General features: G+C 63.3%; 20 protein-coding genes. 11 read left to right on the plus strand and 9 right to left on the minus strand.

The window, feature by feature from the left end:
• Positions 1–104 precede the first annotated feature (104 nt).
• The 8 genes from H0194_RS05530 to H0194_RS05565 all read right to left on the minus strand — a co-directional run bounded on the left by H0194_RS05530 (position 105) and on the right by H0194_RS05565 (position 9,403).
• Positions 105–1,496 carry an aldehyde dehydrogenase family protein gene (locus H0194_RS05530; RefSeq protein ID WP_185176907.1) on the minus strand — a complete coding sequence of 464 codons (1,392 nt, stop codon included), beginning with the start codon at positions 1,494–1,496 and terminating at the stop codon, positions 105–107.
• 109 nt (positions 1,497–1,605) lie between these two features.
• Positions 1,606–3,075 carry an NAD-dependent succinate-semialdehyde dehydrogenase gene (locus H0194_RS05535; protein ID WP_185174977.1) on the minus strand — a complete coding sequence of 490 codons (1,470 nt, stop codon included), beginning with the start codon at positions 3,073–3,075 and terminating at the stop codon, positions 1,606–1,608.
• 26 nt (positions 3,076–3,101) lie between these two features.
• Entirely contained in the window at positions 3,102–3,878 is a 777-nt protein-coding gene (locus tag H0194_RS05540) for an HpcH/HpaI aldolase family protein (RefSeq protein WP_185174978.1), read from the minus strand.
• On the minus strand, positions 3,863–4,648 hold the full coding sequence (gene hpaH, locus H0194_RS05545) for a 2-oxo-hept-4-ene-1,7-dioate hydratase (protein ID WP_185174979.1): 786 nt from the start codon (positions 4,646–4,648) through the stop codon (positions 3,863–3,865). Before hpaH ends, H0194_RS05540 begins: the two co-directional genes overlap by 16 nt.
• 44 nt (positions 4,649–4,692) lie before the next feature.
• The gene (hpaD, locus tag H0194_RS05550) at positions 4,693–5,754 is read right to left on the minus strand and encodes a 3,4-dihydroxyphenylacetate 2,3-dioxygenase (RefSeq protein WP_185174980.1); all 1,062 of its coding nucleotides are present in this window, start codon (positions 5,752–5,754) and stop codon (positions 4,693–4,695) included.
• Positions 5,755–5,784: 30 nt separating this feature from the next.
• Positions 5,785–7,278 carry a 5-carboxymethyl-2-hydroxymuconate semialdehyde dehydrogenase gene (hpaE, locus tag H0194_RS05555; protein WP_185174981.1) on the minus strand — a complete coding sequence of 498 codons (1,494 nt, stop codon included), beginning with the start codon at positions 7,276–7,278 and terminating at the stop codon, positions 5,785–5,787.
• Entirely contained in the window at positions 7,275–7,937 is a 663-nt protein-coding gene (locus H0194_RS05560) for a GntR family transcriptional regulator (RefSeq protein ID WP_185176908.1), read from the minus strand. The genes hpaE and H0194_RS05560 overlap by 4 nt, the downstream gene beginning before the upstream one ends.
• A complete protein-coding gene (locus H0194_RS05565) occupies positions 7,934–9,403 on the minus strand; it encodes a fumarylacetoacetate hydrolase family protein (RefSeq protein ID WP_185174982.1) in 1,470 nt (489 codons plus the stop codon). The genes H0194_RS05560 and H0194_RS05565 overlap by 4 nt, the downstream gene beginning before the upstream one ends.
• A 96-nt stretch (positions 9,404–9,499) precedes the next feature.
• Between H0194_RS05565 and H0194_RS05570 the strand changes: the two genes are divergently transcribed.
• From H0194_RS05570 to trpA, 7 genes are all read left to right on the plus strand, one after another.
• Complete coding sequence (locus H0194_RS05570; protein ID WP_185174983.1) at positions 9,500–10,828, plus strand: MFS transporter; 1,329 nt, start codon at positions 9,500–9,502, stop codon at positions 10,826–10,828.
• Between the two features lie 116 nt (positions 10,829–10,944).
• Positions 10,945–12,699, plus strand: coding sequence for an FAD-dependent monooxygenase (locus tag H0194_RS05575; protein ID WP_185174984.1), 1,755 nt, complete (start codon positions 10,945–10,947; stop codon positions 12,697–12,699).
• 151 nt (positions 12,700–12,850) lie between these two features.
• A complete protein-coding gene (locus tag H0194_RS05580; RefSeq protein WP_246388793.1) occupies positions 12,851–14,131 on the plus strand; it encodes a chorismate-binding protein in 1,281 nt (426 codons plus the stop codon).
• Entirely contained in the window at positions 14,128–15,144 is a 1,017-nt protein-coding gene (gene trpD, locus H0194_RS05585) for an anthranilate phosphoribosyltransferase (RefSeq protein WP_185174986.1), read from the plus strand. The genes H0194_RS05580 and trpD overlap by 4 nt, the downstream gene beginning before the upstream one ends.
• On the plus strand, positions 15,125–16,354 hold the full coding sequence (gene trpCF / locus H0194_RS05590) for a bifunctional indole-3-glycerol-phosphate synthase TrpC/phosphoribosylanthranilate isomerase TrpF (RefSeq protein WP_246388796.1): 1,230 nt from the start codon (positions 15,125–15,127) through the stop codon (positions 16,352–16,354). Before trpD ends, trpCF begins: the two co-directional genes overlap by 20 nt.
• A complete protein-coding gene (trpB, locus tag H0194_RS05595) occupies positions 16,347–17,483 on the plus strand; it encodes a tryptophan synthase subunit beta (RefSeq protein ID WP_185174988.1) in 1,137 nt (378 codons plus the stop codon). Before trpCF ends, trpB begins: the two co-directional genes overlap by 8 nt.
• The gene (trpA, locus tag H0194_RS05600; RefSeq protein ID WP_185174989.1) at positions 17,483–18,190 is read left to right on the plus strand and encodes a tryptophan synthase subunit alpha; all 708 of its coding nucleotides are present in this window, start codon (positions 17,483–17,485) and stop codon (positions 18,188–18,190) included. Before trpB ends, trpA begins: the two co-directional genes overlap by 1 nt.
• On the opposite strand, the gene H0194_RS05605 is transcribed toward trpA, so the two are convergent.
• The gene (locus H0194_RS05605) at positions 18,126–19,322 is read right to left on the minus strand and encodes a dicarboxylate/amino acid:cation symporter (RefSeq protein WP_246388799.1); all 1,197 of its coding nucleotides are present in this window, start codon (positions 19,320–19,322) and stop codon (positions 18,126–18,128) included. The two genes, trpA and H0194_RS05605, sit on opposite strands and share 65 nt — an antisense overlap.
• Positions 19,323–19,366: 44 nt before the next feature.
• Here H0194_RS05605 and H0194_RS05610 point away from each other — a divergent pair, with 44 nt between their 5' ends.
• Genes H0194_RS05610 through H0194_RS05625 form a run of 4 tightly spaced genes read left to right on the plus strand, consistent with a single transcriptional unit; the run spans position 19,367 to position 21,563 of the window.
• On the plus strand, positions 19,367–19,756 hold the full coding sequence (locus tag H0194_RS05610) for an SdpI family protein (protein ID WP_185174990.1): 390 nt from the start codon (positions 19,367–19,369) through the stop codon (positions 19,754–19,756).
• Positions 19,749–20,252, plus strand: coding sequence for a hypothetical protein (locus H0194_RS05615; RefSeq protein WP_185174991.1), 504 nt, complete (start codon positions 19,749–19,751; stop codon positions 20,250–20,252). Before H0194_RS05610 ends, H0194_RS05615 begins: the two co-directional genes overlap by 8 nt.
• 37 nt (positions 20,253–20,289) lie before the next feature.
• Positions 20,290–20,649 carry a Rieske (2Fe-2S) protein gene (locus H0194_RS05620; protein ID WP_246388800.1) on the plus strand — a complete coding sequence of 120 codons (360 nt, stop codon included), beginning with the start codon at positions 20,290–20,292 and terminating at the stop codon, positions 20,647–20,649.
• Positions 20,646–21,563, plus strand: coding sequence for a bile acid:sodium symporter family protein (locus tag H0194_RS05625; protein ID WP_185174992.1), 918 nt, complete (start codon positions 20,646–20,648; stop codon positions 21,561–21,563). Before H0194_RS05620 ends, H0194_RS05625 begins: the two co-directional genes overlap by 4 nt.
• The last annotated feature ends 1 nt before the right edge of the window (position 21,564 follow it).

Consider the following 21,564-nt stretch of genomic DNA (forward strand, 5'->3'; position numbering starts at 1 on the left):
ACGCTCTATTGTGCCGTTAATCACTAATGCAGAAAAATTGAACAGAAAAGTCCCTGGAAAAGCACAAAGACCCCGCGCTATCGCGGGGTCTTTGTGAGGTGTGCTTAGCCGTTAATGGCGTGCGGGTACGCCAGGCCCTTTAGCCCCTCGGTGCCGAACTCCACGCCGTAGCCGGAGTCCTTGATGCCACCGAACGGGACGCGGGGATCCACGGCGCCGTGAGCATTAATCCAGGTCGTGCCAGCGCGCAGGCGAGCTGCTACCTCGCGGGCGCGGTCCTTGTCCGCGGACCACACCGACGAACCAAGGCCTACCTCGAGGGCGTTGGCCATCTCGATAGCCTCGTCCAGGTTCTCGTACTTGATGATCGGCAGGGCAGGGCCGAACTGCTCCTCGGCAACGAGTGGGTTGTCGTTGTCGATGTTGGCCACGAGCGTAGCGGGGTAGAAGTAGCCCGGCGCGTCGTAGTCCGGCTCACCGCCCAGCAGCACGGTAGCGCCGGCATCCTTCGCTGCCTTGACCAGGCGATCCACGATGTCGAACTGCGCCTTGTTCTGCAGCGGTCCGAGCACGTTGTTCTCGTCCAGGCCCACGCCCATCGGAGACGCCTGAGCGACCTCGACCAGCGCCTCGCACACCTCGTCGTAGATGCTGGCCGGGACGTACATGCGCTTCATTGCCGCGCAGGTCTGCCCGGTGTTAATGAACGCGCCCCAGAACAAGTCCTGGGCGATGGCCTTCGGGTCGACGTCGTCCAGCACGATGCCCGCATCGTTGCCACCCAGCTCCAGGGTCAGGCGCTTCAGCGTCGCCGCAGAGGACTCCACGATCTTCTTACCCGTAGCGATGGAACCGGTGAACATCACCTTGTCCACGTCCTCATGTCCAGACAGAGCCGCGCCCACCGCGCCGTCACCCGGGATGACCTGCAGGACGCCCTCGGGCAGGACGTCGTTGAGCACCTTGATGAGTGCCAGTACGGACAGCGGAGTGTACTCAGAAGGCTTCACGACGACCGTGTTACCCATGCGCAGTGCCGGCGCAATCTGCCACACGGTGATCATCATCGGCCAGTTCCACGGGCCGATGGCGCCCACGACGCCCAGCGGGCGGTAGACGACCTTCGCGTTGATGTCCTCGCCGGTGACCTCGTAGTCCGGGGATTCGAAGGTAACGGTAGCGCGCAGCCACGCGGCGCAGGCGCCCACCTCGAAGCGGGCGTTCGGGCCGTTGAGCGGCTTGCCCTGCTCGGAGGACAGCAGTACCGCGAGCGCCTCTGCGGAGGCTTCCACGGCGTCAGCGGCCTTGAGCAGTAGGTCATTGCGCTCGGCCTCGCCGCGCGCCTCCCACTCCGGCTGCTTCTCGCGCGCCACGCGCACAGCCTCATTGAGGTCCTCAACGGACTTGAGGGGCGCGAAGCCCACCTGCTCACCAGTGGCCGGGTTCAGAATTTCCTGGCCCTCACCAGTAGTGATGGCGGACAGCAGTTCTTCCATGTTTGCGTAAGACACGCGGACTCCTTTTATCTAGAGTGGTTCAGATAACACAATAGTGACTTAGTGAGCCACTATACATCATAGTGCGTGGCACACGCCACAGCTGTCTCTAGTTTTCTGCGTAAGGATCCCGCACGCCGATGTACTGGACGGTGGTGTACTCGTCCAGGCCTTCGGCGCCGCCTTCGCGGCCGAGGCCGGACTGCTTGACGCCGCCGAAGGGGGCGGCGGCGTTGGAGATGACGCCGGCGTTGAAGCCCATGAGACCGAACTCCAGGCCGTCGGCCAGGCGGTAGAGACGATCGGAGTTCTCCGTGAACACGTAGGAGGCCAGACCGTACTCGGTGTCGTTAGCGATCTCCAGTGCTTCTTCCTCCGTGGAGAAGGTGAGGATGGGGGCCACGGGGCCGAAGATCTCCTCTTGAGCCACGCGGGCGTCGCGAGGCACACCGGTCAGCACGGTGGGCTGGTAGAAGTAGCCCGCACCGTCACCCTTGGCGCCGCCAATGATGGCGGTAGCGCCCTTGGACACGGCGTCGTCGACAAGCGCGGCCACATTGTCCTGTGCGGACTTTTCGACCAGCGGGCCGCAGGTCACGGTCTCATCCATGCCGTTGCCCAGCTTGAGTTCGCCGATCTTCTGCGCGAATTTCTGCGCGAACTCCTCGGCCACGGACTCGTGGACGATAAAGCGGTTCGCGGCCGTGCAGGCCTCGCCGATGTTGCGCATCTTCGCGCCCATCGCGCCAGTGACGGCCTGGTCCAGGTCGGCGTCCTCAAACACGATGAACGGCGCGTTGCCGCCCAGTTCCATGGAGGTGCGCAGAACGTTCTCCGCAGCCGCCTTGAGGAGGGTCTTGCCCACCGGGGTGGAACCGGTAAAGGACACCTTGCGCAGGCGAGAGTCCGCCATGAGTGGCGAGGAGATGGCCGAGGCCGAGGTACCGGATACCACGTTGAGCACGCCCTTGGGCAGCCCGGCGTCCAGCATGGTCTGCGCAAAGTACTGGGCCGTCAGGGGAGTCAGCTTCGCGGGCTTGAGCACCATCGTGCAGCCCGCCGCGACGGCCGGGGCGACCTTGCGGGTGGCCATGGCCAGCGGGAAGTTCCACGGGGTGATGAGCAAGCAGGGGCCCACCGGCTTGCGGCGGGTGACCATGCGCAGCGTGCCCTCCGGGACGGTGGCGGAGCGGCCGTAGTCGCGCACGGCTTCCTCGCTGAACCAACGCAGGTACTCCGCGCCGTAGGTGACCTCGCCGCGGGCCTCAGCCAGGGGCTTGCCCATCTCCAGGGTCATGAGCGTGGCAAAGTCCTCAGCGCGCTCGTGCACCAGCTCGAAGGCGCGGCGCAGGATGTTGGAGCGCTCGCGTGGCGACGTCCGCGCCCACTCGTCTTGGACCGCGCAAGCGGCGTCGAGAGCGGCCAGCGCCTCCTTCTCCCCGCCGGAGGAGAGAGTGGCAAGGGTTTCCCCGGTCGCCGGGTTCTCCACGTCGAAGGTCTCGTCCGTGTCTACCCAGTCGTTGCCGATGAGCAGGCCGGTAGGCACCTTCGCTAGGACGTCAGTGATATTCGCGGTCATCGCGTGTGCTCCTTAAATGAAGTGCTTTAGTTGAGGAATGTATCCGCCAGACTACGCGCCCCGGAGGCGAGAAGCTGCACGTCGGCGCCCACCAGGACAAACTCTGCGCCCTGGTCCAGGTAGGCGCGCGCCTGGTCCTGGTTGAACGCGTTGACACCCACGGGTACGCCGGCGTCGATGGCGGCGCGCATGGCCTTGTCGACGGCCGCGAGGACGTCCGGGTGGGTCTGCTGCCCGATGAACCCCATCGACGCTGCCAGGTCCGACGGACCGATGAACACCGCGTCCACGCCGTCGACGGATACGATGTCACGGGCGTTCTCCACTGCCTGCGCCGATTCGATTTGAACGATGAGATTGACGGTCTCTGCGGCAGTGGTGAGGTAGTCGGGCACCCCGTTCCAGCGCGAGGAGCGCGCCAGGGCGCTGCCGACGCCGCGCACGCCGCGCGGGGGATAGTGCATGGCGCGCACGGCTTGCTCGGCTTCCTCGGCGGAGTCGACCATGGGGATCATCAAGTTTTGAGCGCCCAGGTCGAGGTACTGCTTGATGAGCACCGTGTCGTTGACCGGGAGCCGAACTACACGGGTGGCGTCGTAGGCGTCCGTGGCACGAAGTAGTGCGGTCACGGTCTCCAGACTGTAGGGGGAGTGCTCGGCGTCGATAAGCACCCAGTGGAAGCCTGCCGACGCCGCGATCTCCGCGGCCACCGGGGATCCGGAGCTCACCCACATGCCGATGGCCGGGTTGTCGGCGCGCAGGCGTTCGGTAAAGGTCTGGGGAAGGCTTAGCGGAAACGGCATGTGATGGCTCCTAGGTCGCCGTAATCGGCGTGGACGGTGTCGCCGGGGTGGACCCACATCGGCTTGGTGAACGAACCAGCGAGGATGATGTCGCCGGGGGAGAGGGCGTCGCCGTGAGCGTGCAGCTTGTTGGCCAACCAGGCCACGCCCATAGCGGGATGGTTGAGAACGGCCGCGGCTACGCCGGTGTCCTCGATGGTCTCGTTGCGGTAGAGCAAAGCAGACACCCAGCGCAGGTCCACCGCGTCGGGCTTGACGGGGTTGCCACCGTAGATCATGGCGCCCAGCGCGGCGTTGTCAGCGATGGTGTCCACGATGGTGCGGCCTTCCATCTCCACCCGGGAGGAGAGGATCTCCAGCGCCGGGACCACGTAGTCGGTGGCGTTAAGCACGTCAAAGATGGAAACGTTGGGACCCGCGAGCTCATCCTTCAGCACGAAGGCAAGCTCAACTTCAATGCGGACGTTGGAGAATAGCGAACTGTCGATGACGGAACCGTTCTCGTAGACCTGGTCCGCGAAGATGGCGCCGTAATCCGGCTCGGTGATTCCGGTAGCCTCCTGCATCACCTTGGAGGTCAGGCCGATCTTGCGGCCGACGAGGCGTCGGCCAGCCTCGACTCCACGCTTGACCCATTCGGCCTGCACGGCGTAAGAATCCTCGACGGTCATGTCCGGGAACCGCGCTGTGAGGCGCGGGATCATGGTCCGCTCCTCCTCGGCGCGCGCGAGTTCGTCAGCGATAGCGGTGCGTTGCTCGTTGTCCAACACGGGGTGCTCCTAGTTCTTTCGATGTTTCACGTGAAACATGGGGTTTAGAGCTGGTGTCCCAGCTTGTATTCGCCCTTCTTCCAGTCTGGCATCTCCTCGCCCTCCACGGTGTAGGAGAAGCCGTCTGCGCCGATGGTCTGCTCCATCTCGGAGGCGTCAGTGCGGCTGACCAGTGGTACCAGGTTGCCGTCCAGGTCGAGCACGCGGGAGCCATCGGTGTACCAGCTCGGCACGACCGGGGTGCCCCACCAGTCGCGTCGCTGGTTGTCGTGCACGTCCCAGGTGACGGTCGGGTTGTCCGGGTCGCCGGTGTAGTAGTCCTGGGTGTAGATCTCCACGCGGTGGCCGTCCGGGTCCCGCAGGTACAGGTAGTAGGCGTTGGACACGCCGTGGCGGCCTGGGCCACGCTCGATGGCGTCGGACTGGCGCAGCGCACCAAGCTTGTCACAGATGGCGATGATGTTGTGCTTCTCGTGCGTAGCGAAGGCGATGTGGTGCATACGCGGGCCGTCACCGCCAGTCATCGCGGTGTCGTGCACGGTGGGCTTTCGACGCATCCAGGCCGCGTACACGGTGCCTTCCTCGTCGCGGATGTCCTCGGTGACGCGGAAGCCCAGGTCCTCCATGTAGCCGACGGCCGTCGGCACGTCCGGGGTGATCTGGTTGAAGTGATCCAAGCGGACCAGGGCGCCCGGGATGTGCGCGTCGTACGACCACGCCAAGCGGGGTTGGTGCTCCACCTCGTAGAAGAATTCGTACGGAAAGCCCAGCGGGTCCATGACGCGCACGGAGTCGCCAATGCCCTTCACGAAGCCCTCCTTATTGCGGCGCACCTCGCAGCCACGGGCCTTGTAGAACTCCTCGGCCACGTCCAGGTCCTCAGGGGATCGCACGCGGAAAGCGAACGCCGCCACCGCCGGGGTCTCGCCCTTGCGCAGCACCAGGTTGTGGTGGATGAACTCTTCGTAGGTGCGCAGGTAAATCGCTTCATCGTCCTCGGCGGTCACCACGAGGCCGAGGGTGTCCACGTAGAACTCGCGGGACGTGGCCAGATCGGTCACGATGATCTCCATGTACGCGCAGCGCAGGATGTCAGGGGTAGTCATGAGGAGACTCCTTGTGTATGAGAAGGGGAATTAGGACTGCTTGCCAAAGACCGGGTTGTGGACCTTGCCCAGGTTGATGTGCACAGCCTGCTGGTCGGTGTAGAAATCGATGGAGCGGTAGCCACCCTCGTGTCCGAGGCCGGAGGCCTTCACTCCGCCGAACGGGGTGCGCAAGTCACGCACGTTATTGGAATTGAGCCACACCATGCCGGCCTCCACGTTCTGCGCGAAGTTGTGGGCGCGCTGCAGGTTGGAGGTCCACACGTAGGCGGCCAGGCCGTACTTAGTGTTGTTGGCCAGCTCCAGGGCCTCTTCCTCGGTGTCAAACGGGGTGATGGCCACGACGGGGCCGAAGATCTCTTCCTGGAAGATGCGCGCGTCCGGCTTCACGTCCACGAAGACGGTGGGCTGGACGAAGTTGCCCTCGGGGAAGCCCTCGGGGCGCTCGCCGCCGGCAGCCAGGGTGGCCTCCTGCTTACCAATCTCGATGTAGGAGGTCACCTTCTCGTAGTGATCCGGGTGCACCAGGGCACCGACCTCGGTGGTCTCATCGGAAGGCAGACCAACCTTCACGCGCTTGGCCTGCGCGGCGTAGCGCTCCACGAACTCGTCGTAGATGCCACGCTGGACCAAGATACGGGAGCCGGCGGTGCAGCGCTCGCCGTTGAGCGAGAAGACGCCGAAGATGCAGGCGTCGATGGCGGTCTCCAGATCAGCGTCGTCGAACACGATAGCCGGGGACTTGCCACCGAGCTCCATGGACAGGCCCTTGAGGTGCGGCGCGGCGTTAGCGAAGATGATCTGGCCGGTGCGGGACTCACCGGTAAACGAAATCAGCGGCACGTCCGGGTGCTTGACCAGCGGATCGCCTGCGAAGCCCTCCTCGCCAAAGCCGTTGACCAGGTTGAACACGCCCTTCGGCAGACCGGCTTCCTCGAAAATACCGGCCCACAGCTGCGCGGTCAGCGGGGTGAACTCAGCGGGCTTGAGCACCACGGAGTTGCCGGTGGCAATGGCGGGAGCCAGCTTCCACGACTCCAGCATGAACGGGGTGTTCCACGGGGTGATGAGGCCAGCGACGCCGATCGGCTTGCGGTTCACGTAGTTGATCTGGCGGCCCGGAACCTTGAAGGCGTCGTCGGTCTGCGCGACGATGAGGTCGGCGAAGAAACGGAAATTCTCCGCGGCGCGCTTGGCCTGGCCTTTCGCCTGCGTGATAGGGAGGCCGGAGTCGAAGGACTCCCACTGCGCCAGGACGTCGTGACGCGACTCCACGGTGTCGGCAATCTTGTTGAGCACACGGGCGCGTTCCCGCGGCAGCATAGTGGACCAGGGGCCGTTCTCGAAGGCGTCCTTGGCGGCGGCCACGGCCTTGTCGATGTCCGCGGGCTTACCGGAGGCGGCCTGGATGTAGGTCTCGTTGGTGGTGGGATCCAGGACATCGAAGAACTCGCCGTCCTCGGACGGGACGAACTCGCCGTTGATGTAGTGCAGGATCTTTTCTGGCAGGTCGTGCGGCTTCATGAGGTTTCTCCTTCGTTGAGTTGTTCGCGGTAGCTTTCCGACGTCGTGAGTCGGTGTCGGCGTGCCATGGTCTCGATGTAGTCGACGTCGGCGCGCGCGGCAATGAGGTCGATGAGTTGTTGGTGTTCAGCCACCGATTCCACGGCCCGTCCGGGGACGTAGCGGAACGTGGAGACGCGGTGGTATTCCAGTTGCTCCCACTCCACGAGCAGCAGCTCTGTGAGGCGTTCGTTGGGGCACTGGCCGAACAACGTGTTGTGAAATTGCTTATTCAGTTCGGTGAATCGGACGGGGTCAAAGTCCTCGAGCAGGCCGGCCATCTCGCTATTGATAGTTCGCGCTGTCTCGAGGTCGTCGTGTTGCAGCAAGGGGGCGGACAGCGCCGTGGCCCGGCCCTCGAGCAGCGCCACGGTCTCCATCGCTTCGAAGTACGCGTGGCGGTTGTGCTCGGTCACCCGGGCGCCGACGTTGCGCTCAAAGGTGACGAGCCCCTCGGCCTCGAGTTGCCGGATGGCCTCGCGGACGGGAACCACGGACATTCCCAGCTCCTCGGCGATGTGCCCAAGGACCAGGCGGTGCCCGGGCTCGTACTCGCGGGTCCGGATGCGTTCCCGGGCCCATTCGTAGGCCTGCTGCGCTTTAGACGCTGTGATGGCTATTCACCTCCCTTCGTGCGTTCATACGCCTCCCGGTTCGCGCCGGTGGGCGGGAACATGCCGTCGAGGCTGGCGCCATTGGCCACCTGCTCGGCCACCCACTCGTCCTCATGTTCTTTTGCCAGAGTGTCCGCCACGACGTCCGCGACGATGTCGCGGGGGATAACGACCACGCCGTCGTCGTCGCCGACGATGACGTCGCCCGGGATGACGGCGGCGTTACCGCAGGCCACCGCGACGTCGGACTCCCATGGCACGTTCTTGCGGCCGAGCACGCACGGGTGCGGGCCCTGGGTGAACACGGGCAGGCCGATCTCCTTGACGGCCTCGTAGTCGCGCACCGCGCCGTCGGTCACCACGCCGGCCGCGCCCCGGGTCTTAGCCCGCAACGCAAGGATGTCGCCGAGCGTGCCCGCGTTGCGTTCACCGCGCGCCTCGATCACGATGACCTCGCCCTCCGCCACGGAGTCGAAGACCTTCTTCTGGGCGTTGAAGCCGCCGCCGTGGGTCTTGAACAGATCCTCGCGCAGGGGAAGGAAGCGCAGCGTCCGCGCGGTCCCCACGAGCTTCGTGCCGGGGGTCTGGGGGTATACGCCTTCGATGACGCACTGCTTGATACCGCGCTTCATCAGCTGCGCACTGAGTCCTGCGGTAGGCGCCTTCTTGAGATCCTCGAGCAACTGTGGGTCAAGTCCATTATTGGTGGAGTAGCCGTAGGCGTCCTCACGCTGTTTGTCGTCCACCTTGGGGAGCATGCCGACGGCCCCGTCAAAATCCCCGGGCCCCTCCACAACCTCGGTGCGAAGCTTGCCTGTCGACAGCCCGCCGGGCACGTCGACCTCCACCTCGACCATGTCGCCGGGTTCCACGACCGTGGAACCGGCCGGGGTACCCGTAAGAATGAGGTCGCCAGGCTCGAGGGTCATGTGCTGGGAGAGGTCGGCAACGAATTGTGCGAGCGGGAAAATCAGATCCTCATCCGACGTGGTGCCCTCCTGGACGAGTTCGCCGTTGACCCACGTGCGCAGCCGAAGGCCGCGGGGATCGATCTCGCGGGCGTCGAGAAGCTCCGGGCCCACCGGGGTATAACCGTCACGTGACTTTGAACGGGTGTTACTGCCCTTGTCCTGAGCACGGTAGTCATAGAGCCCGAGATCGTTGGAGGCGGTGACGTGAGAGACGTAGTCCCACGCGTCCGCGAGGGAGACGTTCTTGGCCTCCTTTCCGATGACGAGTGCGATCTCGCCCTCGAAGGCGAGCAGCTCGGTACCCGCCGGACGAACCACCTGTCCACTCCCGGCGAGGGAGCTGGTGGCCTTCATGAAGTAGGACGGTAGCTTGGGCCGACGGCCACGTTGCGCTGCGCGCGACTCGAAGGCCACGTGCACCGCGATGATCTTGCCTGGTTGCTGGGGAAGGGGACTCACTACGGGTTCTCCTTGCAGAATGACGGAAAATCTTGACCACATCGTATATGATTCCCCTCAGACCCGCAAGTGGTTCAGTTCACAAATGTGCGCCATGCTGTTGCAGGCCACTCGCTTTAACCCCGGAGAGAGGATCTCATGTCCACTGCCCCCGTCACCATGAAGGAACGTCGCCGCGTAGTCGCCGCGACGACCATCGGTACCGCCATCGAGTGGTACGACTACTTCCTGTACGCCGCAGTCGCCGGCCTGGTGTTTAACAAGCTGATGTTCGGCCCGCTCGACGCCGGTCTCGCCACGGTCGTCTCCTTCCTCTCGGTGGGCTTATCCTTCCTATTCCGCCCTCTCGGCGCTTTTTTGGCCGGACATTGTGGCGATAAGTACGGCCGTCGCGTCATCTTGATGGTCACCCTGTTCGCCATGGGTGGCGCGACCACCCTCATTGGCCTCTTGCCCACCTATGACACCGCAGGCATCTGGGCTCCCATCCTGCTCATCGTTCTGCGCATTATCCAGGGCATTTCCGCCGGCGGAGAGTGGGGCGGCGCCGTCTTGATGGCCGTGGAACACGCTCCCAACAATAAGCGCGGACTCTTCGGCGCCGGCCCCCAGGTGGGCGTTCCCGCAGGTCTGCTGCTGTCGTCGGGAGTGCTCGCCATCATGGATAAAATCGCGCCTGGCGACGCCTTCATGGAGTGGGGCTGGCGGATCCCGTTCCTGTTTTCCATCGTCCTGGTGTTGGTGGGCTATTTCATCCGTATGGGCGTGGACGAATCGCCCGTGTTTGCCGAGCTGGAGCACCGCGAGGAAGCACCTCACCCGATGGCGGTGTTGTTCAAGCGCCACTGGGGCCTCGTTCTCACGGCGGCACTGGTCTTCGCCGGTAACGGCACCGTGGGTTACATGACCACCGGTGGCTACATCCAGAACTACACCACGAACCCAGAGGGCCTCGCCTTTGATCGCGGCGATATCCTCACCGCCGTGACGGTCTCCGCCGCCACCTGGATGCTGTTTACGTTGTTCGCGGGCTTCGTCTCAGACTTCATCGGCCGCCGCTGGACCTACCTCATTGGCTTCGTCGCCCAGGCGATCTCCGCGGCTATGCTGTTCCCCCTGGTCAATACCGGCTCCTTGGCGATGGTCTACGCCGCCCTCCTCCCGCTGACCTTCGGCCTCGGTATGACCTACGGCGCACAATCAGCGATGTACGCGGAACTGTTCCCAGCCGCCATCCGCACCTCGGGGGTCTCCATTTCTTACGCCCTGGGGTCCATCCTGGGTGGCGCCTTTGCCCCGATGATCGCCGCAGCGCTTGTCGACGCCACGGGCTCCACGTTCGCGGTCAGTGGCTACCTCGTGACCGCCTCCATCATCGGCTTTGCCTGCGCGTTTCTCCTGCGCGAGACGAAGGGGGCCGACCTCAGCCCGGACGCTGCGCCCCGCCGCCCATTTATTTTTAGCTAGTTTCCCTTGTCGCAGACCGAGCCATCATATATGATTCCGAGTATTGCGTCATAGATCACATGCATTGCTGTCAGTGACTGCCATCATTATATTTTGACCCAGGAGGGACCCCCTTAATGTTGTTCCACCACAACGGCTACGTTTCCGAAGACCCGCGCGTCCTGCCTGCCGAGGGCACGCGTCCCGCCGAGCTCCCCGACACCATGGACGTCCTCATCGTGGGCTCCGGACCCGCGGGCATGATCGCCGCAGCGCAGCTATCCATGTTCCCCTCGGTGCACACGCGCATCATCGAGAAGCGCGAAGGCCGCCTCCCCCTGGGACAAGCCGATGGCATCCAGTCCCGTTCAGTGGAAACCTTCCAGGCTTTCGGCTTTGCCAATGAAATCATTGACGAGGCCTTCGAGATCACCGAGATGTCCTTCTGGGCCAATGACAACGGCACGATCGTCCGCGGCCCCCGCCCGCTTGACGACGAACAGGGGATCTCCGAGTTCCCACACCTCATCGTCAACCAGGCCCGGGTCCTCGATTACTTCGCACGGTTCATGAAGCGTTCGCCTTCGCGAATGGAGCCGGACTACGGCTGGGAATTCGTCACCCTCGAGGTCAACAGGGGAGAGGAATACCCTGTGCACGTCACGGTGACAGATGGAACAACGGAACGCACCGTCAAAGCCAAGTACGTCGTGGGTTGCGATGGCGCGCGTTCCAAGGTGCGCAAGTCTATTGGCCGCAAGCTGGAGGGCAAGTCTGCCAACCACGCCTGGGGCGTTATGGACGCACTGGTGGACACTGATTTCCCGGACTGGCGCACCAAATGCGCGATCCATTCCGCAGCGGGTTCCATCCTGCACATTCCGCGTGAGGGCGGTTTCCTGTGCCGCATTTACGTGGACCTGGGGGAGTCCTACGAAGGCGTCCGCGACACCCCGTTGGAGCGCGTCATCGAGAAGGCCAACGAGATCTACGCGCCGTATTCGATTGACGTCAAAGAGGTGGCGTGGCACTCCATCTACGAGGTCGGTCACCGCCTCGTCGACGGTTTCACCGACGAGCAGGAAGACCCCCGCGTCTTCCTCACCGGCGACGCCTGCCACACCCACTCCGCCAAGGCCGGGCAGGGCATGAACGTGTCCATGCAGGATGGCTTCAACATCGGCTGGAAGCTGGGGCACGTGTTGGATGGCCGCGCCCCCGAGGAACTGCTCCGTACCTACCACGACGAGCGTCAGCCAGCGGCCGCGAACCTCATCAGCTTCGACCGCGAGTGGTCCTCGCTCATGGCCGACCCGCAGGCGGATCCCAGCGAGGTGGAGCGCTACTACGTCACCGCGGAGGAGTTCGCCGCGGGCATGATGACCGAATACTCGGAGAACCTCGTCACGGGCCACCGCGACCACCAAGACCTGGCCACGGGATTCCCGGTGGGTCGCCGCTTTAAGTCCTACCGCGCGATGCGCCGTTGCGACGCCCGCACGCTGCACCTAGGACACGAACACACGGCGGACGGTCGCTGGCGCGTGTATGTGTTCGCCGATGAGAGCACCGAGGCGCTCCAGGCATGGGCAGAAAACATGCACGTCGATCCCGAGCTTGTCGACGCCCGCGTCATCTACCAGCAGCCCTATCGCTCCTTCGAGGTGCTGGATGCGCCGGAGCTCTTCCGCCCCAAGGTCGGCAAGCTGAACATCCCCGCGTGGGAGCAGGTCTGGGCCGCTATCGAGGGCGAGGACATCTTTGACGCTCGCGGCATCTCCCGCGACGGCGCGGTGGTGGTCGTCCGCCCTGACCAGTACGTCGGCGGCGTCTTCCCGCTCAACTCCACGAATGAAATCCAGCAATTTTTCGCGAAAGTCTTGCGAAAGTAGAACGGCAAGGAATACTATCCAAACCATGGGTATTCAGAACAACTGGTGGTGGCTCGCTTAACGGCGGGCTCTTAGTTGTACCCAAGGCTCGCTAATTATGCGGGCCTTTTGTCGTTTTCCTGACTCTGTGCCCGCAGTGAAAGGAATAACAATGGACATCCCGTACACCCCCGACGTCGCGTCGCAGTTCGCCCGCTTCGCCGATCCGCACAATTCCATCCTGCTGGAGACAGCGGACGTGGAGTCGCGTAGCCTCGCCGTGCTCAAGGCGGCACTCCGCGTGCGCTGCGATGGGAACGAGGTGACGCTCACTGCCTTCACCGAGACGGGTAGGGACATCAAAGCCCATGTTTCACGTGAAACATCGATTGACGTTCTACGCGAGATCCGCGACATGGGCCACCTCCTCGTCGGCGCCTTCGCCTATGACTTTGAGGCGGAGCCCCTGCCCGCGGCTCACGATACCTTCCCGGACTACGAGTTCTTCGTGCCCGAAATCCTGCTTCGCGTCGACCATGCGAAGAAGACCGCCACCATCACCACCCACTCCACCCTGCCGAACCCCCGGCCACAGCCGGTCGCCGCGCCCGACGTCCCGCGCACCGCCACCGCGAGCAAAGCCGACGCCGAGTTCCGCAGGGACGTCGAAAAGCTCCAGGAGCACATCGCGGCGAAAGAAATTGACCAAGTGGTCCCGTCCCGCTATTTCTCCGTCGAGTGCCCCGATGCGCTCGCCGCGTACCGGCGCCTCAAGGAGTCCAATCCGAGCCCTTATCTGTTCTATCTTCGCGGCGAGGACTACGACCTCATCGGCTCCTCGCCGGAATCAAACCTCCGCTTCAACGCAGACAACCGCGAAATTCGGATCAGTCCGATCGCCGGCACTCGTCCTCGTGGCGCGACCCCGGACGAGGACTACCTCAACGAGCGCGACCTGCGCACTAACGCGAAGGAACTCGCCGAGCACGTCATGCTCATCGACCTCGCGCGCGAGGACCTCGGCGCGATCGCCGACGATCTCCGCGTTCCTCGCGTCCTTAACGTGGACCGCTACTCGCGCGTCATGCACCTCGTCTCCGCAGTGACGGGCACGCTGCGCCCCGGCCTCGACGCCTTCGACGCCTACCGCGCCTGCATGACCATGGGCACCCTCACCGGGGCGCCCAAGCCGCGCGCCGCGCAACTGATTCGGGACGTCGAGAAGCACCGCCGCGGCTCCTTCGGCGGGGCAGTGGGCTACTTCGAGCCCGACGGCACGATGGACACCGCGATCATCATCCGCAGCGCATTCATCAAGGACGACGTCGCACACGTCGCGGCGGGGGCCGGCGTAGTGGCCGACTCCACCCCGCAGGGCGAGGCGGATGAGACCTTCCACAAGGCCTCCGCGGTCCTGCACGCTATCGCCCCGGAGTTGGAGGTCGTGCGATGAAAACTTTTCTCGACTTCATGGACAACCCCGCACCGACCGTCGACGAGGTCTACGAGGTGTTCTACCCGCTGACCAACGGTGAATACGACGACGTGCACATCGCCGCGCTGCTTGCCGCCATCCGCACCCGCGGGGAGACCTTCGCAGACATCGCCGGGGCGGCCCACGCCTTCATCGACGCCTCTCGTGCATTCCCCATCACGGGCGACGGCATCGTCGACACGGCGGGCACCGGGGGTGACGGCGCGAACACCATTAATATCTCCACCGGAGGGTCCCTTATCGCCGCCGCCGGGGGAGTGCCGGTGGTCAAGTGCGGCAACCGCAGCGTCTCCTCGAAGTCCGGCTCGGCGGACGTGCTCGAAGCTTTGGGCATCCCCCTCGATCTGGACATCGACCGCGCGGTCGCGCAGTTCAACGCCGCGAACTTCACGTTCCTCTTCGCGCCGGCCTATCACCCTGCCGTCGCCCACGTCATGCCGGTGCGCCGTGCACTCAAGATGCCCACCATTTTCAATACCCTGGGGCCCATCCTGTCCCCGGCGCGGCCACAGTTCCAGCTCATGGGTATCGCCAATCCCGCCCACGGCCGACTCATCGCGGAAGTCTTCCGCGACCTAGGCCGGGACCGTGCCCTCGTGGTCCACGGCGCCGGCACTGACGAGATCGCGGTGCATGGGTCCACCGACGTCTGGGAGCTCAAGGACGGGGCCATCGCGCACTACCAGCTCACGCCCGCCGATCTGGGCGTCGCCACGCACGCCCTGGAGGAGCTGCGCGGCGGAGATGGCGCGGCGAATGCGGACCTCATTCGTGCCGTCTTTCGCGGGGAGGGCGCCCCCGCGCACCGCGACTCCCTCGCCGCCACCGCGGGCGCACTGTTCTATCTCACCGGAAGGGCCGCGGATTTCTCCACCGGAACCGATGCCGCAGCCGACTTGCTCGATGACGGCACCGTGCTGTCATGGATCACTCGACACGAGGAGGCCAACTATGGCGACCATTCTTCATGAGATTGTGGCCAACCGCCGCACGCACCACATCGAGTACGGCCCCGCCGCGCCCTCCACACGCTCCCTGGCCGACGCCCTCCGAGGCACCAACCGCTTCATCATGGAGTGCAAGGCCGCGTCGCCGTCGAAGGGCGTGATGCGCGAGGACTACCGGCCCGGGGACATCGCACGCGTCTACTCACGCTACGCCGCCGCGATCTCCGTGCTGTGCGAGCCGGACTATTTCCACGGTTCCTACGCCCACTTGCAGACGGTTGCGCTGTCGACGCACCTGCCGGTGCTGTGCAAGGACTTCATCACTGAGGAAAGCCAGGTGCGCGCGGCGCGTTACTACGGCGCCGACGCGATTTTGCTCATGCTCTCCGTCCTGGACGACCGGGAGTACAACCGGCTTGCCGACGTCGCCCACGAGCTCAACCTGGACATCCTCACGGAAGTGATCAACGAGGAGGAGATTAAGCGCGCGGTGCGCCTCGGCGCGCCCATCATTGGGATTAACAACCGAAATCTCCACGATCTCACCGTGGACTTGACGCGCACCGAGCGGCTCTTCCCGCTCATCCCCGCCGACCGCGTTGTGGTCTCTGAGTCTGGCATCGCCACGCACCACGACGTCCGGCGCTCACCCGCGAACGCTTTCCTCGTCGGTGCCCAGCTGACCTCTCAGACAGATATCGATCGCGCATGCCGCGCCCTGGTCTACGGGGAGAATAAAGTCTGCGGCCTCACCACACCGGACGCCGCGCAAGCGGCGCGGGCTGCTGGGGCACTCTACGGCGGGCTCATCTTCGACCCCAACAGTCCCCGCTATGTTTCACGTGAAACAGCCGAAAGCATCATGGCCAGCGAACCCGGCCTCGACTGGGTGGCGGTCACCCGCACCACCATCCCGGAACTCTCCGGCCTCCACGCCGTCCAGCTTCACGACGACGCGAAGGCAGTCCCCGGCATCACCAACTGGCACGTGGGCACCGACGTCCTCGACAACGGGGGAGGGTCCGGTAAGACCTTCGACTGGTCCACCATCCCGAAAGACCTTGCTCCGCACGTCCTCCTCGCCGGGGGTCTCAACAACGACAACCTCGCCGCGGCTCTGGACGTCGGCACGCGGGGCCTGGACCTCAACTCCGGCTTCGAAACCAACGGGGTCAAAGACCCACACAAACTCGCCCAAGCATTTCACACAATAAGGAACCACAAATATGTCTGAGACACTCCTCCCCGCATACTTCGGCGAATTCGGCGGACAGTTCGTTCCCGAAGCGCTGATCCCGGCGCTCGACGAGCTGGAGGCCGCGTTCGTCGACGCCCAGAACGACCCCGCCTTCAACGAGGAACTCAACGGGCCCCTCAAGAACTACCTGGGCCGCCCCACGCCGATCACTGAAATCAACTCCGGCGGCAAGGCCCGCATCTTCCTCAAACGAGAAGACCTCGTCCACGGCGGCGCGCACAAGACCAACCAGGTCTTGGGCCAGGCGCTCCTAGCGAAGCGCATGGGCAAAACGCGCATCATCGCGGAGACTGGCGCGGGCCAGCACGGCACCGCCACGGCGCTCGCCTGCGCATTGCTAGACCTGGAATGCGTCATCTACATGGGCGCCAAGGACGTCGCCAGGCAGCAGCCCAACGTGTACCGCATGGAACTCATGGGTGCCAAGGTCATCGCCGTTGACTCTGGCTCCGCCTCGCTCAAGGACGCCGTCAACGAGGCGCTACGCGACTGGACCGCGACCTTCCACACCAGCCACTACCTCCTGGGCACGGCGGCAGGCCCCCACCCATTCCCGACCATCGTCCGGGAGTTCCACCGCGTCATCTCCAAGGAGGCGAAAGCGCAAATGACCGAACTTCCCGACGTCGTCGTAGCCGCCGTGGGCGGAGGGTCCAACGCCATCGGAATGTTCGCGGAGTTCATCGACGAAGACGTGGAGCTGGTGGGCTGCGAACCCGGCGGCGACGGCATCAAGCACGGCGCCACCATCAACAATGGCACGATCGGGATCCTCCACGGCTCCAAGTCCTACCTCATGCGCAGCGCGGAGGGCCAGATCAACGAGAGCCACTCGATCTCCGCCGGCCTGGACTACCCGGGCGTCGGGCCCCAGCACTCCCACCTGGCGCAGACCGGGCGCGCGACGTACGTGCCGGTCACCGACGACGAGGCTCTCGCCGCCTTTAAGCACCTCGCTCGGGAAGAGGGAATCATCCCCGCCCTAGAATCCTCCCACGCCCTGGCCTACGCGCTCGCCCACAAAGACGAAGACAAGACCTTCCTAGTATGCCTGTCCGGGCGCGGCGACAAAGACATCGACTACATCCGAAGCTTGGAGAAGTAATGACCCGCAACAAGTTCCTACACCGCGCCTTCGTTCCGTTCCTCATGTGCGGAGACGGTGATACTGTCGCCCACGCCCGCACAGCCATTAACGCGGGTGCCGACGCTCTCGAGCTCGGCGTCCCGTTCTCCGACCCGGTGGCAGACGGCCCCGTCATCCAGGCGGCCAGCCTGCGCGCCGCGGGAACGACCGTCAACGACTGCCTGGACATCGTTCGCCAGATCCGAGCGGAATTTCCGGACACCCCCATCGGCATGCTCATCTACGGCAACATCATGTTCGCGCGCGACACCCTCTACGAGGACTTCGCGGAGGCGGGCGCCGACTCAATTTTGATACCCGACATCCCCGTCCGAGAATCCGCCATCATCCTCGAGCGGGCACAAAACATCGACCCCATCTTTATCGCACCGGCCAATGCAGATGAGAATACTCTCGCCAACATCGCGCGCGTCGCGCGCGGCTACGTCTACGCTGTGTCCCGAGATGGCGTCACCGGGACAGACAAAAAGCCCACCGCCCGGGTGCCGCAGTTCGACATTCCGGTACTCGTGGGCTTCGGCATCTCCACGCCTGACGACGTCCGCGCCGCGCTGGACGCGGGCGCCGATGGCGTGATCTGCGGTTCCGCAGTGATTGAGGCTACTCAGCGGGGTGAGCTGGCGCAGTTTGTTTCCGCAATGAAGGCGCAAACTTATCCACGATGAGTGCGATGGCGCCGTCGCCAGTGACGTTGGCGGCGGTGCCCACGGAGTCAATGGCGATATAGGCGGCGATCATCAGCGCAACCATGGAGTCGTCGAAGCCCATCATCTCCGACAGCAGGCCGGTGGCTACCATGACCGCGCCACCCGGCACGCCCGGTGCCGCGATCATGGTAATGGCGAGCAGGAACATGAAACCCAATGCCTTTGAGGTGGGCACGTCCATGCCAGTCATAAAGGTCAGGGCGAAGGCGTAGAGCATGAGCTTAATCATCGACCCCGACAGGTGAATGGTCGCGCACAGCGGGATCACAAAGCCGGCTACTTCCTCAGACACCCCATTCTTCAGCGCCGCTTCGCGGGAAATGGGAATGGACGCGGCGGACGACGAGGTACCCAGCGCGGTGAAGTACGCCGGCGACATGGTACGCAGGGCCTTGAATGGATTGACGCCGGCCACAGCCCCAGCAACAAGGTACTGGACAAACAGATAGACCAGCGTGGAAACGACCGCGAGTGTAAGGACCTTGGTAAACGACGACAGCACCGAGCCGATATTGCCATTCATGCCCAGTGTCACGAACATTCCGAAGATATAGATCGGCAGCAGCGGAACCACGAAGCTCCAGATGATCTTGATGACCACCTGTTCCAGTTCCACCGCCCCGCGGTACAGCACATCCGTTTTGACCACGGTCATAGCCATGCCGATACAGAACGACAGCAACAACGCCGTCATCACTTCAAAGGGAGGAGCCATCTCCACCGAGAAATACGGTGACAAAGCGCCTTCCTCGATGTCCGCAATGCTGCCGGCCATGGTCGCGCCGTCGAGAAGCATGGGGTACAGCCACACAGATAGGGCATACGCGAGTAAGCCTGCGATGATGGTGGAGCCGTACGACAGCCCAACTGTCAGCCCAAGCAGCCTCCCCGCCCCCTTGCCCAGCTTCGCAATCGCGGGAGCAATCAACGCAAATATGAGCACTGGAACAAAGAAGTTCAGGAACCCGGAAAACAGCCCATTAATCGTTGCGAAGACTCGGCCCAACCACTCGGGGAAAAACTGACTGCACAGTGCTCCCGCGATAACCGCGATGATGATCTTGGTGAGCAGCGACGGATTCTTGAACAAGGGTCGTCTTCCTTTTCTAAAGGGTGGGGAATAGGATGGTATCCATGCTAGCTATCGGGATCGTCCTCCTCATCTTTGCCACCGTTCTCCTCGTGGTGGGTGGCCTCGCCGCTTTCCGACGTCTCCCCGGCAACGCTTACATCGGACTCCGCCTCGTGGAGCTTCGCAAGTCCAAAAAAGCGTGGGATCACGCGCACGCGGTCGCCGGACCTTTCTGGGCGCTCGCGGGCATCTCGCTGGTCTTTGGCGGCCTCGTGGCGCTGGTAGCTGAGGGCTGGATGTGGGCGATTCCGGTCATTTCGGTCGTCGTGGCAGTATTGGTCGTTTCAGTGGGTTCGAACTTGGGAGCACGCGCGGCTTATCTTTTCGACGACAAGCCGAAGGTAGACCTCGGCGCACTCCGTCAGGCAGCAAAGACCGCCGACAATGGCTGATAAATTCTCCCGGGCCACGGGCAAATCTCTGGAAGAGTGGATGCGCCTCATTCCCGCTGAGCTGTCGCACAAAGAGATGGCACAAGCTGCCGTTGAAGCTGGGGCTACCCCATGGTGGGCGCAAGGAATCGCTGTGGAGATCGAACGTCGTATTGGGCGACGAAAAGTAGGGGAGTCATGCACCGGAGATATCAACGCCTCCACGAGCAAAACAGTTCCTGGAGTCTGGACCGAAGTCTTTGACGCTCTTGCTGAGTTCTTGGCGACGAAGTGCCCCTTCGATATCGAGGAGCCGACAACCTCCGCCACCGAGAAGTGGCGCTACTGGCGAGCGGATGTCACCGACGGAACCAAAATCACCATCAACGTCAGCGACGGTGGCGGGAAATCAAAAATCGGAGTTCAACATTCAAAGCTCCCAGATCATGACGCCCGACAAAACGTCAAGGACGTTTGGCAGTCCACACTGACAGGCTTCGCTAAAACGTTACAGTGACGCATAATGTTTCACGTGAAACGCTAGAATCAGGAGCATGACATGTTCCAGAAGAATGTTCCTACTTGGGTCCGCCACCACACTTGCGGGTGCCTATCTCGCCGCGTGCGGTAAGGAAGCTTCGGCTTCGATTGCAAAAACTGAAATTCCGGTGGGCTCCGCCGTCATCATTGACAAAATCATTTTCGCTCAACCCACCGAAGGCGAATTCAAGGCCTACTCCCAAACCTGCCCGCACCAAGGGAGCCTCATTACCGAAATCGAGGGCGATGTAGCTACGTGCACCTCGCACTACACTTCCTACAAGCTTTCCGACGGCTCGGTCATCGAAGGCCCCGGTACGAAACCGCTAGAGACCTTCGAGCTTCGCGACGCCGGTGACAACGTCGAAGTATGAAGCGCCTAGATCCGCTTATCGTCTGCATCCTCGCGGCGGTCGGCCTCGCCATCGCATTCCCGTCCGACGCCCAATTCTTCGGCATCATCACCAACCTCGGCATCGCCTTGCTGTTCTACTTGTACGGCGCACGCTTATCCACGACGGAGGCGCTCCAAGGCCTCAAGCATTGGAAACTGCATGCAACAATCTTGGCATTTACGTTCGGCTTGTACCCGATCATCGGAATCGCGTTAAGGCCCATTTCGGCCTGGGTTGGTGAAGACATCTACCTCGGGATCCTCTACCTCTGCCTCGTACCCTCGACAGTTCAATCCTCGGTGGCGTTTACGTCCATCGCGAAGGGCAACGTCGCCGGAGCGATTGTCTCGGCGTCGTTAAGCAACCTCGTCGGCGTTCTGGCAACCCCGGTCCTGGTCATGGCGTTGATGAACCGCGCGGCGGCAATCGATGCGAGCGTATTCGTCGAGATCTCCACACTTCTACTTGCGCCGTTCCTCTTGGGCCAGCTCACCCGAAAGTGGACCGCACCCATCGCACAGTCAAAGGTGACCAAGATTGTCGACCGCGGCTCCATCGCCCTGGTGGTTTACACCGCCTTCTCCGAGGGAATGATTAACGGGGTCTGGTCGTCGGTGAAACTTACTCACCTTGTCTTCCTTGTGGCATGTGCGATCGTATTAGTTGCTTTCATGCTGTGGCTCACTAAGGAGACCGGGCGCCGGCTTGGATTCGCACTTTCCGATACGCGTGCGATTCAGTTTTGTGGCTCAAAGAAGTCGCTTGCCACGGGGCTACCAATGGCGGCGGTCATCTTCGGCGGGGGAGTGGGCGTGTTTATCCTCCCGCTCATGATCTATCACCAGGTCCAGCTCTTAATGTGTTCCTGGTATGCGGCGAAGGTAAGCTCCTAGG

Source organism: Corynebacterium incognita, assembly GCF_014217255.1.
Taxonomy (GTDB): Bacteria; Actinomycetota; Actinomycetes; order Mycobacteriales; family Mycobacteriaceae; genus Corynebacterium; species Corynebacterium incognitum.